A 15,811-nucleotide genomic window follows, 5' to 3' on the forward strand; every position below is an offset into this window, starting at 1 on the left:
AATGATTAATCCTCTATTCCAAATCTTGCTTCAAGTGCATTTTCTGCTTGTTCTAATTGATCTTCCAGTATATCGTGTTCTTTTTCTTGCGTTTGATATTGCTCAACAGTTATCGTTCCAGCGCGATAATCTGCTTCTAGCTGATTATCAGATAGATCTATCTTGTCATCCAGTTGGTCAATTTCTTTTTTTACTGCTAAGTACGTATTTAGGTTTTCTTCTTTTGCTCCAACTGGTTTCGTGTTATTTGCCTTTTCTACAATAGATGTGACTTCGTTTTTGAAATCTTGTGTTTGCTTCGTATCATTCGTAGCAGGCCCTATTTTGCTTGGTTCTTGTTGTAATTGAGCGACTTCTTTTTGTAATTTATCATTTTCCACTTTCAGTTGTTGTACTTCTGTATTGTTATCAGCTTGAGTAGAACAAGCTGTTAAGAATAAACAGGACATTGCTCCAATCAGCATCCATTTTCCCATTCTGTTTTCCTCCCTTTACATGTGCACCTTATCCTTGCCTTTATGTTACTGAACAAACATTAAAGGAAGATTAATGTACAAAAAAATAAAGTGAAGGCTTTTACAGGCAGTTAATCCCTACCTCGCATTCGCCGAATTTTGAGGGAGGAGTCTTACTACCCGTTAATACGGGATAAAATGATATAATTAACTAGTTTCTAATCTTTCTTTAATGTTTCGGAATTATAGTGATACATATTAATAAGAAGAAAAGGAGAATGTTAATGCGAGTTCTTATTGTCGAAGATGAACAAGACTTACAAAATATATTGGTAAAACGATTAAATGCAGAACATTATAGTGTCGATGCATGTGGGAATGGAGAAGATGCCCTGGATTATATAAACATGGCTACCTACGATTTGATTGTACTTGACATTATGATTCCAGGAATAGATGGTTTACAAGTATTACAAAGATTACGCGCGGACAATAATACAACTCCTGTCTTGCTTCTTACAGCTAAAGATACAATTGATGATCGTGTAACAGGACTCGACTTAGGTGCGGATGATTATTTAGTAAAGCCGTTTGCTTTTGACGAACTGTTAGCAAGAATTCGAGTGTTAATGCGAAGAAAAACAGGAAATACATCGAATGTGTTTGAAATCGCTGATCTAGTGGTAGATTGCAATATGCATAAAGTAACACGAGGAGACCAAGTCATCACTCTTTCCAGTAAAGAATTTGCTATTTTAGAATATATGATTCGTAATAAAGAAGTTGTGCTGACACGAGATAAAATTGAGCAACATGTGTGGAATTACGACTATGAAGGCGGCTCGAATATTATTGATGTTTACGTCCGCTATCTTCGTAAAAAAATTGATAGCCAGTTTGAAACGAAGTTAATTCATACAGTGCGCGGAACTGGTTACGTATTGCGAGTAGAACCATGAAAAGACTATCAATAAAAATGAGAGTGACCCTGTGGTATACGGGGCTAATTGTAATTATTATGGCACTCGTGTTAGCTTTTATTTTAACTTCTTCAGATAAAGTTTTACTTTTTAATATGAAAGATCAATTGAAGAGCACAGTAAAAGAAAGCATGGAAGATATCGAATATAAGCATGGGCAGTTAAAGATTGACGATGATTTTGAAACCTTAGAAGATGGAGTAAATATAAGCATTTATAGTAAACAAGGTGAGCTGTTGGTAGGACATAGTCCAACAAGCTTTAATAAAAAGATATCCCTTAAATCCGATGAAATACAAACCATTAAAGACGGTAATAAAGAATGGATAGTATATGATTTTCTCCATAATGCAGGCGGCGATGAGCAAGTCTGGGTTCGTGGAATAATGACTATGAACCAATTATCCTCAACGATGAATACGCTTATCGTGGTAACAATCATTTCATTCCCATTACTTATTCTTATTGCGGCATTCGGAGGATATTTTATTACGCAAAGGGCATTTCGACCTGTGCAACAAATGAGTGATTCAGCCAGTAAAATTGGTGATGGTAAAGACCTTTCGAAGAGAATTAATTTACAAGGTTCACCGAAAGACGAAATGTATCATTTAGCACAAACCTTTGACAAAATGTTTGAGCGATTGGAGACATCATTCGAAAGTGAAAAACAATTTACATCTGACGCATCTCATGAATTAAGAACACCAACATCTGTTATTATTTCGCAATGCGAATACGCTTTATCGCAGAGAAATAATCCGAAAGAAATGGAAGAATCGTTAGAAGTAATTTTAAAGCAATCACGTAAAATGTCCGCTCTAATCTCACAACTCTTATTATTAGCACGAGCTGACCAAGGAAACCATAATACTTTCCAATTTGAATGTATCAATATGAGTGAATTAACGGAAATCGTTGTAGAAGAGCTTTCATTAATGCTTCAAGAAGCTTCGATTGATATAACAACTAATATAGAGGAAGACCTATTTATTAAAGCAGATCAAACATTGATGATGCGTTTATTAATGAATTTACTAACGAATGCGATTGCTTATAGTAAAGCGAGCGGAACTGTGAATATGCAACTATTCCGTGATGAAACCAACATAATAGGTAAAGTCTCCGATAATGGCATAGGCATCAGCGAGCAACATATTACTAAAATATGGGACAGATTTTATCGAGTTGACGCAGCACGAACATCTTCAAACATCGGAAACACAGGTTTAGGATTGTCGATGGTAAAATGGATTGTCGAACTACACGGAGGAGAAATTACAGTTGAAAGTGAATTAGGAGAAGGCAGTACTTTTACATTTAAACTACCAATTGAAAAACAAGCATAATTTATGCACGTCTGTCGCTTCAGAATAAAGATTGATTCAAAAGCTCTCTTCAACCCTTATATAAAAGTAATTGACGCATTTTAAACATCATCGATTTTATCGTTTTGGACAACCTGTTCCGTTAAGTTGATGTACATGTGGAAAAAACGATCGAAATAAAACCCCAGAAATCCAACGGTCTCTGGGGCTTCATTATATATTTAGCTCTTTTTGCTTTTTGTTTTGTTTATGTCTATACAGCAATTTACGACTTATTAGAGAAATCACTAATAAGGTCAGAATTAATAAGATAAGTTGCATAAATGATAAATCAAAATATTTAGCACCTGTAACGATTAAAAGTGTAGAAATCGTGCCTTTTACAACGAAAAAAATAATAACCCATAATCCGCCTTTTTTCCAGTTCATTTTATATTACCCTTTCCTACGTTTAAATTCTTAAAATATTTAATGATAGTTCGTAAATATGACAACTTAATAGAAATCTATTATATTAACAAAAAATTCATGTCTAATTAAATGCGACGATTCTATATTAAGTGAAAATGATATTCATTGTCAATTTTATTGATTATTTGAATACTTATTCTTAATCTCTTTCTACTTTGTTTCTTATAAGCAATACACTCTTGTATTCAAACAAAAACACCTCCATTGCATTTGCACACTTAGTATGCGAATGCAAGAGGTGTTTTTTTCATATACCATCAGATAAGATTTCCTGCTTTGTTTATTTCTTGATACGTAGCTATTTTCTAGTACACGATAACTGGATCATACGTGTTCAAACTATCATATACAGTTTTTGCAACATTAGGAAGAAGGTTCACACACCCACCTGATCCACCTGTTAAATAAGCATTATTTGCCCAGTCTTTTCGCCAGCCGGCATCGTGGAATCCTTGACCGCTATTTGTGAATGGAACCCAGTAATCTACTTTAACCGCATAATCAGCTTTCCCTACTGCGCTACCTCTTAGCGTGTATGGTGTTCGTTTGTATAGAACGTACCAAACACCTGGTGATGTATCTTCACCCGTGCTATGTTTACCCGTTACTACATTTGTTGTAACGACTAATTTCCCATCTTTATAAATCCAAATTTGTTGCTCTGCAATTGAAACTTCCGCATACGTGTCTCCGATGCCATTATTCGCTGTTGTTTTATAACCGATACCTTCCTTCTCCCAACCATTTCCGTGAATGTTAGAAGCAGAAAGCGACTTTTCGCCTTTCTCAAAGGCTTGTTGAACTTGTTTAGTTTCTTTTTCAACATCTAGTGCCCAGCCGTAGCCTTGCCCTTTTACTGATATGACTGAACCAGAATGCGTTTTAAATGAGAAATCTTTATTTAATGTTGATTTGGCATTATTAATTTCAGTAATTTTATTCTTAATGTCGCTCGCGTCAATTGTAACTTTCATATCCTTTGACATAGAAGCATTTTGAATTAAATCTTTCGCTTTTAAAGGATAAACTTCATTCTGCACTTTATACTCAACAGACTGCCCAAGAAGATTCTGTAGTGCTTTCTCCTCTTTTTTGACAATCGGATCGTCTTCTTTAATAGGTTTTATGTATGCAGACTTCAGATGAATTTCGCTTTTATATTTTTGCTTATCGTAATCTTTCAGTAGACTAGTAACGTCATACTGTTTTCCTTCAACACTTTTCGAAATAACAATTTTTCCTTGTTCTAGCTTCGCCATAGCATCTTGAGGCGCTTTTAATTTCTCATTCATAGAGATGAGCTTTTCTTCTACAAGTTTTTTCATCGTTTCACTACGATACTGATCTGCCTTCTCTGGTAGCAATGAATAATTTTCTCCCTTTGAGGAAGGGAAAAATGTCCACTGACTTTTTAATAGTTTCTTAACTTGAGGCAAATCTTTTTCCGTAAGTTCCGTTTTTGTATCTTTTTCATCTAAAATTTGTTGTTGATCAACATAGACTTTGTTTGCTAGTCCAGATGTCTTTAATTTCTGTATTGCCTGATCAGCGCTCAGACCACCAACTTTTGTGTCATTAATTGTAACATTCGAATTGAAGTGAGTTGCCTGATAATAACTCATTCCCCCAATAAGAAGTGCAATTACACCAATACCCGCTGCGATAAACTTCCAATTTGTATAACGTTTGTTTGATCTTACTCGTTTTTGATCAATTTCTTCAACTGATTCATTTGTTGTATTGTTGTTCATCAATCTTTCCCCCGTATGCATTAACGTCAAACGATTTTCAACTAAAATCATAGACTAGTGTACCTTATTTTTCCTAAAATTTCATTATTTCCGACCACATTTTATCGCAATTTAATGATTAAATTTAGATTTTTTAATAGTACGATGCATTGAACAGCCCTTTACAAGTCATAAAGTGAAACTTAAATTAACCGTCACACCAAGATATTTAGCTTAATATTCTAGGGAGAAATTTTTCTCTTTACGTAAAATACGAATTATATTATCCATTTTTATGAACATCAATCCCTAATTTTGTCAAAAAAATAAACGATAGTCCTTCTACATTTTTGATAAAAGGACTATCGTTTTTTCAGTTAGAGTATTTGTATAATCGTTTAACTTTTTATTTCCTGAAGGTCTAATGTGATGAAGATGATGAAATTTCATCTCATAGCCTTTAAATGAAAAACATTATTTTTTTATGACAATCAAGTTTATTTTTATAAATTAAACCCTTAGCTTGATGCCTTCCATATATCCAGCAGCCTAAGATTAAGTAAGAGTCCGTTCAACTAGATTTTTTCTAATATTTTTAGGAGCATCTTATTTCAGCCTCGTCATATTACACTAATTGAATTTAAAACAAATCCGTATGCTATTTAGTAAAATTTACGATTCGAGACATAATTATTGCAGTAGCCAAGATAATAATAGCGGTTATCAAACCAGATTCTCCAATCCAAATCTCAGTTTGATCTCCTGTACTTGCACGTGCGAAAGGTCCTTGAATAATGGCATTCCAAGTAGTATGAATGATAACCGAAGGCCAAACGCTACCTGTGATAAGTCGTAAATAAGCTGTAATATAACTGAATGGCACAATACAAAAATAGATGCCAAGTACTGAAAGTAGGGCCGATGTTCCCTCTACATATAGACCAGCAATAACAATTGGAACATGCCACGTTGCCCAAATCAATCCGCTAATAAGGATTGGGCGTGAAAACTCTGCATCGATTAGTCTTGTAAGCATATAACCTCGCCAACCCATTTCTTCTCCCATAACTGGAATTAAGTTAAGCAAGCTACCTAATACTTCGCTCAATACTACTATAAAAATGAAACTTAATGGTATCGGTAGATACTGAAATCCAAGTATATTGTAAATAGGTTCTAGCATACCACCTTGCGGGGGCTGAAACTTCGCAATTCCGCTCAACCAGGCGATAGAATAAGTAATTCCACAAATAATCATAGGTATTAGCAGAGCAAAACCAATCCCCTTCCATATCTTTAAGTTACCGAGACTAAAAGATACATCTTTAAACCCTTCTTTCAATATTATGCGAGTCAAAATAGAAGAAAATGCCGGGGTAAACATATATACCACAATAAGCGGCATACTTTTAGTAATCATTACTAGTACATTTAGGATAATAGAAGTAATAGTTAAGATACTTAGAAAAAGTTGAAGTCCTATTTTAGCACGATGGATTTTATCTTTATTGTGGAACGATTTTGCGTGTAATAACATTGTAATCCGCCCTTCCCCTTTATTCATTTGTTTATCAAATTTACTTCCTGTCATTTCAACAGCTACAACTTAGAATAAAAATATTTTGACATACAGATCATTAAATTCATAATCTAGTCTTACTTGCGATTCAACAATTTAATTATTATTTATAAACTGTCATAGCCGATAGTACAAAAGTGTAATGATTAACCTATGACTTGTGTCAATTAATCTTATGACAATATGTAACTAGAAAATATGATATGGAATAAATAACAATTAAATTAAGGCAATTGATTCGTGCAAGTACATGAATCAATCTTGTTTATAAAAATAATTCAATTGAGGTGGGCAAAAATGAATAAGAAAAGAATGATTGCAATGGTTAGTACAGCTTTATTAGTCACAGGATGCGCGGAAGTAGGAAACGCTCAAACTGTAGCAGTCGAAAATTCAGGTCAATCAGTCCAAAAAAATATAGTTAAATCAATACAATCACAGGCTAACCCATTAAAAACGATAGAGCCGTCAAAACCATTTGAAGATTTAAAACCACTTAAGAAAATGATTGGGAACGCGCAATATGTAGGATTAGGAGAGAATACTCATGGAAGCTCTGAAATTTTTACTATGAAGTTTCGCCTTGTGAAATATTTGGTTACTGAAATGGGTTTTACGAATTTTGCAATGGAAGAAGATTGGGGAAACGGCTTAAAACTAAATGAATATATCCAAACAGGAAAAGGAAACCCTAGGGAATTTTTAAAATTGTTATATCCTACTGATGAAATTATAGCCATGATTGAGTGGATGAAAGATTATAATGCTGATCCATCCAATAAAAAAAAGATCCAATTTATTGGGCTCGACTTAAAGACATTGGACCAAGGTAGCTTTAATAAAGTAATTGATTATGTAAGGCTCCATCGACCAGATTTGCTGGCAGAAGTAGAAGAAAATTATAAAGAATTGTCTTCTTTTACTGGAAGTATACAGGAATATATGAAACTTGCTCCTGAAAGAAAAGAGAAGTTTAAAGCAAACGCTGAGAGAGTAGCCCGATTACTAAAAGATGAGAATGAGCAAGCCAACACAGAAATAATTCCATCCGAGTACATCTGGGCGAAAGCAACGGCAAGTGCAATAGAGAAATTTACCACAATGCTACTCCCTAACGACTATCCAAGTATAATAAAACTACATGAACAATACTTGGCCGATCATGCAATGTGGGCACAAGAGACATTTGGTGGTAAAACGATGGTATGGGCACACAATATTCATATAGCTAAAGGAATTATCGATGAGAAATTATACCCTTATGTTGCGGGGCAGTTTTTGAAGGAACGTTTAGACAATAATTATGTCACAATTGGTAGTACAACTACGGAGGGGAATTTTACCTTATACAGCGAATATGATCCTTCCACTGGAGGTAAGATTACAACCGACACTATTCCACAAGATGTAAAAAGTTTCAATTATACTCTCGGAAAAGTGCCATATAAAATGTTTTTATTGGATAACCGTCACCTTAAAGGACAAGCAGAAAAATGGGTTAAAGCAAAAAGACCATTACTAAGTATAGGGGGACAAATCCTCCCGAACAGTTCGGTGTATTTTGATACTTCATTGTTTGAGCAATTTGATATTATTTTTCATATTCGAAAAACAAGTCCATCTCATATTAAATAAAAGTACAAAGCAATCCCGTTCTTGCAGATGTAAGAACGGGATTGCTTTGTGGAGGAGTAATAAAGTGAAACTTTAATCAGCAGGTTTTTGTTCATCCCCCACTGATTATTAGCCTTCACCAATCGTGCGTTTACCGGCAGCCCGCCCCCCACCTAACGCTGAATTTTGAGGTGGGAGTCTTACTGCCCAGTAAATAGCGGGATAAAAGCATCTTTTTTAACCAGAAGTAAGCTGCTCTCCCCTTTTTAACATCATTTAGAACTGTCATATGACACTTTTACACTAGTGAGAATGACAAAAAAAGCAGTATGATTCGGTTATTACACAGATAGGAGCGATGAACTTTATGAAATCAAGATTCATCCAGAATGGTTATTTTTTATTGCTAACTTTCGGTACAGGATTGTTTTATTTTTGTTTTTACCTAATAGCTCTGCTATTTAGTTTAACCCTTTCATTTACTGTTGTTGGGATTCCATTAATTATGCGCGTACTACAGACTACCACACCCTTTATCCAATTCGAGCGCATACAGACGAAAATTTATACAGATATTTCAACAGACTCTTACGATAGAAGTATAACAATGGATACATCGAACTGGTCTCAGGTGAAATTAGTGCTAACAGATCGTCGCACTTGGTGTGCTGTCTATTGGCTAATGCAGAAATTTACGATTGGCATTTTCAGTCTCATTAGTGCAATCATTTTTTACGTAATGCCACTTATGTTCCTGTTGGCACCACTACTGTATCGATACATCGATATGAATATTATATTTATACAAATAGATACTTTTGCCAAGTCACTCTTTGTAATGTTTATGGGTATAGTATTTACCGCCATAAGTATTAGAATAGTCGATGGTTTGACAAAGAAAATTGGGGGCTATACACGTAGTATGATTCGGCAACTAAATCAATAGAAGTTTGCAGTCTGTGAGTAGTATCGTAGTTTTAAATTAAAAAGTATAATAAGGCAGGAAGGATTAAATTATTATATAGGAAGTAAAATGGTAGGCTATTTAGGGGGTAAAGGACTTGTTAGATATGGTTAAGTATTGGTTTTGGTATGATTGGATTATGTTAGGGGTACGCCTACTTGCTAGTGTGTCTATCATTCTAGCTACATTAAATTTTCAGGATGGTTTAACATTACCACTTTGGATTATTATTCTTTGGGAAATTATTGCCTTCTCTGTTCCATGGGTAGCCTTACTATTCAATTATAAATATTATTTGTTCACAGAAATACTGCTATATGGTGGACTATGTATATATTTAACCTTATTATTTCCAGAAGCTTACAACACATTTCTTATATCGGTGTTTCTAATTGCTGCGAATAGTAAGCATTTGTCCTATTATTGGACAGCTCCAATAACGGTTTTTATAACAACTGGAATTTTCTATGCGGTCTCGCCAAGTAATAGCTATTGGATTATGGTCACCTATTATGGATTCGCATATGTAATGGGCTTCGCTTTTCATTTATTAATCGTCAATCATAAACAAAATGAATCAATTCGTAAACAAAACGCAGTACTTGAGCAATATATGTCTCAGATTGAACGCATTACACTGGCGGAAGAACGAAACAGACTGTCGAGTGAGCTTCATGATACAGTTGGTCACGCTTATACTTCTATTATTATGGGGATGGAAACGTTGCGCACCGAACTTGCTACTGAAATGGGTATACAGAGGCTAGATTCTCTGCTTGAAATGGGACGTAAAAGCATCGAGGACGTGAGAGGTTACCTACATCAAATGGAGTCTCCTTGTCAATCGCCTTCCTTAATTCAATCTCTCCAAAATCTTGGAGCCGAATTTCAGGAGCACGCTCAGGTTAATGTAAGTTTTCGGGCATACGGAGAGGAATATGAATTGTCTCGGCAAGCGAAGATAGCGTTCATTCGTTGCTTACAAGAGTCCCTTACGAATGCAGTACGTCATGGTCAGGGAACTGAAATTATAGTTTCATTGCAGTTTGAACAACAATATACGAGATTAGAAGTTCAAGATAATGGAAAAGGAAATGTAGAATGGCAGGAAGGCTTCGGTCTGAATGCAATGAAAGAACGAGCAATGAATTTGCAAGGTCAATTGTCTGTATATACAAAGCCAGATGAAGGAATGCTTGTTACATGTACCATACCGCGACAAACTGAAATAAAAGATGGACTTATTCGTTTGTTAATTGTAGACGACCAGCCGTTTGTTCGGGAAAGTTTGAGGACACTACTCGATAGATATGAAGATTTAAATGTAGTCGGTTTGGCCGAGGATGGCAATGAAGCCATCGATTTGTGTGGGCGCCTTCAGCCTCATGTTATACTTATGGATTTAGATATGCAACACATGGATGGAGTCGAAGCAACCAAAAAGATTAAGCAACAATGGCCACATATCCGCATATTGATTTTTACCACTTTTCAGGATACCGAACAGGCGTTGGAATCGCTTCGCAACGGTGCGGATGGTTTTTTACTCAAATCTATTGAAACATTGGAGCTAGCTAATACGATCCGACTTATTCACAAAGGTGGGACACTGATTGATCAAGGAATGTCTCACAAAATATTTGAGAAATTTGATGAGCAAAAAGAGACACCACAATCAAAAGCAACCGCTTATGAGCTAACAGCTAGGGAGATAGAAATATTGCAGCTAGTAGCAAAGGGACTTCGATACACTACCATAGCATCAAGGTTATATTTATCGAATGGTACGGTCAGAAATTATGCTTCCACAGCTTATACAAAGCTGGGAGTCCGTAACAAAGAAGAAGCTGTTCAAAAGGCTCTAGAAATTGGAATTATTGAATAAGAAAAATGTTTTTTTGTTTCTCTACAGCAAGGTAAAATGTAGTTACAAGGTACAGTAGAAGATAAAGTGAAACTTTAATCAGTGGGGTTTGTTCATCCCCCACTGATTATGAGCCCTCACCAATCGTGCTGCCCGTTAATGCGGGATAAACAACATCATTACATTAATCTTTTTTAGGGAGTACAATTCCTTTAAATAATTGAACAGTAATCCAGTAATACATCGAGTAAATTACTACAAAAATAACAAGTGGTAACCAAATGCGAGAGTACGGATCGATTACAAGAGGGCTAAACATGTTCATACCAACTAATATATGAGTAATCCCTACAATTGCTGGGAATAAGAATATGAAGAATAACTCTTTATAAATCGATTTTGTTAATAACTCTCGGCGAACACCAATTTTATGAAGCATTTGATAACGTGTTACATCTTTTGATGCTCCCGACAGAACTTTAAACATTAAGCAGCTTGCCATCATTGCTAAAAATGCAATTCCAACGAAGAAACCCATAAACATTAGTCCGCTGGCAAAATCATGACTCATAATATATGTTTGATACTTACTACCCAATTCTTCCGCTTTCACATTTTTATATTTTGCTATCTGTAATTCATCAAGTTTTTTCCATTCTTTTATGTATGATCCAAAATCATCTGTTTTCCCCATAAACACAATACTTTCTTTCCCCTTCAATCCATTGTATATGTTATAATCTACAATTTTTATTTCATAATCAGGATATAAATAATTGGGCTGGATCGTTCTGAAAACCTGAATCCATTGTTTTGTGTCTGTCTCTCCTTCAGCCCGTTTTATTGAAAATGCACCAATTGGTATTTCCTCTGAAGCTTTCTCTATTTTCATACCTTGCAAGAAAGGGCGATTTTTCTCTACATCTTCTTTAAGATAATAAACATATCTATCATCAACTTTGTAATGATATTCAAGTTTTTCTTGAAATAAGATACTACCCAAAATTGTCTTTTCTTCCACTGTTGGATTATGAATGACTGAATCGTAAATTTGTATTTGATCTGTAATTTTTAGGATGTTGTTTTTAAATGCCATACCACAAGCAATTCCACCAGCACCAAGAGCCACTAAAATTGCTACCGTTGCAAGCACATTTGTTAGACTATTAATGCGGAAATTTAATTGTGCAAAAGTAAAAGCATTGAGGCCTTTTTCACTACGTTTTTTATTACTCTTTAGCTTGTTAATCATAACTGGAAGAAGTGATCCAAATATAAGGTAAGTACCAACAGTTGCTGAGATTAATCCAACAGCCATTAATCCCAAAACAATTAGCGAATTTGCATATGATATATAAATAAGTGATGCATAACCAATACCCAATAAAAGAATACCAAGGAATGCAACTACAACTGTCATTTTTCCTTTTATGGCAACACGTTCTGTTTGTTCATCAGCATGTACAAGTTGCAGTACAGAAATACGAGATAATTTAATACTATTCATAATTGCAGATAATACAAAGAGTGCAAAGAAGAAGATGCAAGTAATAGCTATAGATGGCAGATAAAATGCTTTATAACCTTCGCCAGCAAACTCGAGTTGTTTCATTAATAGCTGACCGATACCTTCTGCAAGTCCTACACCAATTGTAATTCCAATCAAAAGAGAGGTGGCACCTAATATGATTGTTTCAATGAACATAAGTAAGGTAACTTTATGCTTTTTTGCTCCTAACATCATATACATACCAAATTCTTTTTGACGAAGAGCTGATAAGAAAGAGTTTGCATATAAAATATAGAAAAATGTGATAATCGCTAACAAAACGGAACCAATTTTAAAGACAGCCACAATATCCCTAATAGAAGAGTTAGATTCAAGGAACGTTTTATTGGATGCTAGCGTTTGAAACATATAAAAAGTTGAAATAGAGACAATAAGACCAACAAGTAAAACAATGTAATCTTGCAACTTACTTTTTAGGCCTGACATAGAAAGCTTAAATAACATGATTGAACTTCCTTCCTTACGCTTTTTGTGTGCCTAAGTTTGCAAGCACATCTAAAATTTCTTTATAGAATTCTTCACGGGTACTACCGCGATGAATTTCTTTATATAACTCACCATCTTGAATGAATAAAATACGTTGACAGTAACTTGCGCTGTAAGGATCATGCGTAACCATCATAATGGATACACCTTGCTCTTTATTTAAGCTTGTCATGGCATTAAGTAAACTCGTTGCATTTTTAGAATCTAGAGCTCCAGTCGGCTCATCTCCCAAAATAATTGCTGGTTCATGAACTAACGCACGTGCTGCTGCGGAACGTTGCTTTTGTCCACCAGATACTTCAGAAGGATATTTTTGAAGTATCGCTGTAATGCCTAACATATCAGCTACTTTTTCTACTTTCTTTCCAATATTACGAGATGAAACACCTTGAAGTGAAAGTGGGAGTGCGATATTTTCATAGATAGATAAATTCTCCAATAAGTTAAAGTCTTGGAAAATGAATCCTAACTTTTGTGAACGAAAATCAGAAAGTTCCCCCTGCTTCATCCTCGTAATATCCGTTCCTGCAATTTCAACAACGCCGCCTGTCGCTTTATCTAACGTTGAAATTACATTTAATAATGTTGTTTTACCAGAACCAGAAGGCCCCATAATACCAACAAACTCTCCTTCTTGAATTGAGAATGATACACCTTTTAATGCGTGTGATTGATTCTCACCTTTTTTACCGTACAATTTTTGAATGTTTTTTACATCTACAACTGGCTTTATCATTTATATCCTCCTACATTTTTTTATTTCATTACAATAAGCTACTAAATTTGTTTACTACTAACAAAATAGACATGTTACCTCCACACTTAAGCTACAATGAAATCTTTCCTTTTATCTTCTTTGCTCACCTCATCACTTTGAATACACCCATGATAAACTATGAAAATTAGGAAACACCCCGTAAAATCCTTAAGATTTCTTAAGTTTTAAAAAAAGCTTATGGAACCTGTAGTTCCATAAGCTTTCTATCTAATTGAATGTTCAACAATAAAAGACATCCAACCATCTTTATATTCTGCATGTATATTACCATGATGAAGTTCAACAATTCTTTTTGAAATAGCAAGTCCCAGTCCATTTCCCTGGTCATCTTTTCTTGCCTTGTCCCCCCTGAAAAACCTTTCAAACAATTTATTTGGATCGCTAACAGGCGGTTTCTCGACTTTATTTGATACTTTCAACATTGCCTTGTTACCTATTAGTTCAAGACATATAGATAATTCGGATGGTTTCATGCTGTACTTTATCGCATTCATAAAAAGATTTTCATAAACACGTACCATTTTTTCTACATCTATGAAGATAGGTATTGTTTCTTGCGTAATTGATTTTTGAACGATTAAACTTTCCTTTTCAAATATAGGTATGTATTCTCCAACTATTTGTTCCAACAAACCTGATAAATCAACTTCATTAAGGTTTAACTTAGCATCTATACCTGATAAACGAGTATACTCAAACAGCTCATCAATTAAATATTTCAGTCTCTGTGACTTTGAATACGTGGTTTCAAGGTATTCCTGTAATTGTATGTTACTGTTGTATTGCCCTCTTTTTAATAAATCTATATAGCCAATAATAGATGTTAAAGGTGTGCGTAAATCATGAGATACATTGGTGATAAGTTCATTTTTTGTACGTTCTAATTGTCTTTCTTGTTCAAATGTATTCTCCAATTCCTTGGACATATAGTTGATATTTTGAGCAAGTTGGGTCAATTCGTCCTTCCCCTTAATCCCAATTGTTATACCCAGTTTTCCATTTGCAATATCATTCACATTTTCCGAAATGAGCTTCAAATATACTATTTTCTTTCGAACCAATAGCAAAAAGATTACTATAAAGTTTAAGATTGCGAACGTAAATAAGAACAACATTGCGAGTCTCACTTCAAACATGCCAAAATCTTCGTGTTTTATAAAAAATGGATCTATGACGTATTGCACAATGAGGATTGTTAAACCAAATGAAATAAAAAAACTAATTGCAACAGCACCAAGAAGTTTTATAATAATCTTATTTCTGAAACTAACATTCTTCATATTTTATACCCAATTCCCCAAACAGTTTTAATATAAATGGGATGTTTAGAATCTTCTTCAATTTTGTCTCTTATTTTTGTAATATGCACCATGACGGTATTATCTGATTTATAAAAAACCTCTTTCCAAACTGCTTCATATATTTTTGCTACACTCAGGACAATCCCTTTGTTACGGGCGAGTAGTTCGAGAATAGCAAACTCTTTTGGAGTTAACCTTGTTTCTTTTCCCCTTACCCATACTTGACGAGTATCTGTATTCACGGTTAAGTCACCAATTTCTAGAATACTTTTATTATGTTCTATGGACGTATTGTATTTTTTAAACCTTCTTAATTGGGATTTTACCCTAGCAATTAATTCTAGTGGGTTAAACGGTTTTGATAAATAATCGTCTGCACCAGAGGCTAGGCCCTGAATTTTGTCTATATCCTCAGATTTTGCAGATAGCATAATGATAGGCATATTGCGATCTTCCCTAATTTTCATACATGCTTCAATGCCATCCATATTCGGCATCATAATATCTAAAATAATCAAATCAAATTCCTTTTCTTCTAACAGTTGTAAAGCTTGTATAGCATCTTCTACCTTTTGAGTTTTTAGGCCTTCATTTTCCAGATATACAGAGATAAGATTTCTAATCTCTTTATCATCATCAACAATAAGAATTTTTGACTCCATATTATTCCTCCACATTAAATGCAATAAGT

At 34.6% G+C, this 15,811-nt stretch carries 13 protein-coding genes; 5 read left to right on the forward strand and 8 right to left on the reverse strand.

Going from position 1 to position 15,811, the window contains the following annotated elements; genetic code table 11:
- Window positions 1–5 precede the first annotated feature (5 nt).
- A complete protein-coding gene (locus GD442_RS15065) occupies window positions 6–476 on the reverse strand; it encodes a hypothetical protein (RefSeq protein ID WP_000521300.1) in 471 nt (156 codons plus the stop codon).
- Window positions 477–739: 263 nt separating this feature from the next.
- Here GD442_RS15065 and GD442_RS15070 point away from each other — a divergent pair, with 263 nt between their 5' ends.
- Together GD442_RS15070 and GD442_RS15075 are read left to right on the forward strand one after the other, a co-directional pair.
- Window positions 740–1,414 carry a response regulator transcription factor gene (locus tag GD442_RS15070; protein ID WP_001264525.1) on the forward strand — a complete coding sequence of 225 codons (675 nt, stop codon included), beginning with the start codon at window positions 740–742 and terminating at the stop codon, window positions 1,412–1,414.
- Window positions 1,411–2,784 (forward strand): sensor histidine kinase, encoded by a 1,374-nt coding sequence (locus GD442_RS15075; RefSeq protein WP_033666291.1) that lies wholly within the window; start codon window positions 1,411–1,413, stop codon window positions 2,782–2,784. The genes GD442_RS15070 and GD442_RS15075 overlap by 4 nt, the downstream gene beginning before the upstream one ends.
- A gap of 192 nt (window positions 2,785–2,976) precedes the next feature.
- Here the strand turns inward: GD442_RS15075 and GD442_RS15080 are convergent, their stop codons facing one another.
- From GD442_RS15080 to GD442_RS15090, 3 genes are all read right to left on the reverse strand, one after another.
- Window positions 2,977–3,192: a hypothetical protein gene (locus GD442_RS15080; protein ID WP_001104104.1), complete on the reverse strand. Its 216-nt coding sequence runs from the start codon at window positions 3,190–3,192 to the stop codon at window positions 2,977–2,979.
- A 347-nt stretch (window positions 3,193–3,539) separates the two neighbouring features.
- Window positions 3,540–4,985, reverse strand: a complete 1,446-nt coding sequence (locus GD442_RS15085; protein ID WP_001064080.1) for a L,D-transpeptidase family protein — start codon at window positions 4,983–4,985, stop codon at window positions 3,540–3,542.
- A 637-nt stretch (window positions 4,986–5,622) separates the two neighbouring features.
- The gene (locus GD442_RS15090; RefSeq protein WP_074555288.1) at window positions 5,623–6,501 is read right to left on the reverse strand and encodes a CPBP family intramembrane glutamic endopeptidase; all 879 of its coding nucleotides are present in this window, start codon (window positions 6,499–6,501) and stop codon (window positions 5,623–5,625) included.
- Window positions 6,502–6,840: 339 nt separating this feature from the next.
- Here GD442_RS15090 and GD442_RS15095 point away from each other — a divergent pair, with 339 nt between their 5' ends.
- From GD442_RS15095 to GD442_RS15105, 3 genes are all read left to right on the forward strand, one after another.
- Window positions 6,841–8,178 carry an erythromycin esterase family protein gene (locus GD442_RS15095; protein ID WP_159365114.1) on the forward strand — a complete coding sequence of 446 codons (1,338 nt, stop codon included), beginning with the start codon at window positions 6,841–6,843 and terminating at the stop codon, window positions 8,176–8,178.
- A gap of 346 nt (window positions 8,179–8,524) precedes the next feature.
- Entirely contained in the window at window positions 8,525–9,103 is a 579-nt protein-coding gene (locus tag GD442_RS15100; RefSeq protein ID WP_000842192.1) for a sensor domain-containing protein, read from the forward strand.
- A gap of 115 nt (window positions 9,104–9,218) precedes the next feature.
- Window positions 9,219–11,006, forward strand: a complete 1,788-nt coding sequence (locus GD442_RS15105; protein ID WP_071740810.1) for a helix-turn-helix transcriptional regulator — start codon at window positions 9,219–9,221, stop codon at window positions 11,004–11,006.
- Window positions 11,007–11,169: 163 nt separating this feature from the next.
- Here the strand turns inward: GD442_RS15105 and GD442_RS15110 are convergent, their stop codons facing one another.
- The 4 genes from GD442_RS15110 to GD442_RS15125 form a co-directional block, all read right to left on the reverse strand.
- A complete protein-coding gene (locus tag GD442_RS15110; RefSeq protein WP_000897821.1) occupies window positions 11,170–12,999 on the reverse strand; it encodes an FtsX-like permease family protein in 1,830 nt (609 codons plus the stop codon).
- A gap of 16 nt (window positions 13,000–13,015) precedes the next feature.
- Window positions 13,016–13,777, reverse strand: coding sequence for an ABC transporter ATP-binding protein (locus GD442_RS15115; protein WP_000595170.1), 762 nt, complete (start codon window positions 13,775–13,777; stop codon window positions 13,016–13,018).
- Window positions 13,778–14,022: 245 nt separating this feature from the next.
- Window positions 14,023–15,099, reverse strand: a complete 1,077-nt coding sequence (locus GD442_RS15120) for a HAMP domain-containing sensor histidine kinase (RefSeq protein WP_078186541.1) — start codon at window positions 15,097–15,099, stop codon at window positions 14,023–14,025.
- Window positions 15,096–15,782, reverse strand: a complete 687-nt coding sequence (locus GD442_RS15125) for a response regulator transcription factor (RefSeq protein WP_000444089.1) — start codon at window positions 15,780–15,782, stop codon at window positions 15,096–15,098. Before GD442_RS15125 ends, GD442_RS15120 begins: the two co-directional genes overlap by 4 nt.
- Window positions 15,783–15,811 lie beyond the last annotated feature (29 nt).

The organism is Bacillus sp. A260, from assembly GCF_009861435.1.
GTDB classification, from domain to species: domain Bacteria; phylum Bacillota; class Bacilli; order Bacillales; family Bacillaceae_G; genus Bacillus_A; species Bacillus_A cereus.

What these genes read in the sequence shown, in the direction of transcription:
- GD442_RS15075 (WP_033666291.1), top strand. Translation starts at nt 1,411, where the DNA reads ATGAAAAGACTATCAATAAAAATGAGAGTGACCCTGTGGTATACGGGG.
- GD442_RS15125 (WP_000444089.1), bottom strand. Translation starts at nt 15,782, where the DNA reads ATGGAGTCAAAAATTCTTATTGTTGATGATGATAAAGAGATTAGAAAT.
- GD442_RS15080 (WP_001104104.1), bottom strand. Translation starts at nt 3,192, where the DNA reads ATGAACTGGAAAAAAGGCGGATTATGGGTTATTATTTTTTTCGTTGTA.
- GD442_RS15115 (WP_000595170.1), bottom strand. Translation starts at nt 13,777, where the DNA reads ATGATAAAGCCAGTTGTAGATGTAAAAAACATTCAAAAATTGTACGGT.
- GD442_RS15085 (WP_001064080.1), bottom strand. Translation starts at nt 4,985, where the DNA reads ATGAACAACAATACAACAAATGAATCAGTTGAAGAAATTGATCAAAAA.
- GD442_RS15120 (WP_078186541.1), bottom strand. Translation starts at nt 15,099, where the DNA reads ATGAAGAATGTTAGTTTCAGAAATAAGATTATTATAAAACTTCTTGGT.
- GD442_RS15095 (WP_159365114.1), top strand. Translation starts at nt 6,841, where the DNA reads ATGAATAAGAAAAGAATGATTGCAATGGTTAGTACAGCTTTATTAGTC.
- GD442_RS15100 (WP_000842192.1), top strand. Translation starts at nt 8,525, where the DNA reads ATGAAATCAAGATTCATCCAGAATGGTTATTTTTTATTGCTAACTTTC.
- GD442_RS15070 (WP_001264525.1), top strand. Translation starts at nt 740, where the DNA reads ATGCGAGTTCTTATTGTCGAAGATGAACAAGACTTACAAAATATATTG.
- GD442_RS15110 (WP_000897821.1), bottom strand. Translation starts at nt 12,999, where the DNA reads ATGTTATTTAAGCTTTCTATGTCAGGCCTAAAAAGTAAGTTGCAAGAT.
- GD442_RS15090 (WP_074555288.1), bottom strand. Translation starts at nt 6,501, where the DNA reads ATGTTATTACACGCAAAATCGTTCCACAATAAAGATAAAATCCATCGT.
- GD442_RS15065 (WP_000521300.1), bottom strand. Translation starts at nt 476, where the DNA reads ATGGGAAAATGGATGCTGATTGGAGCAATGTCCTGTTTATTCTTAACA.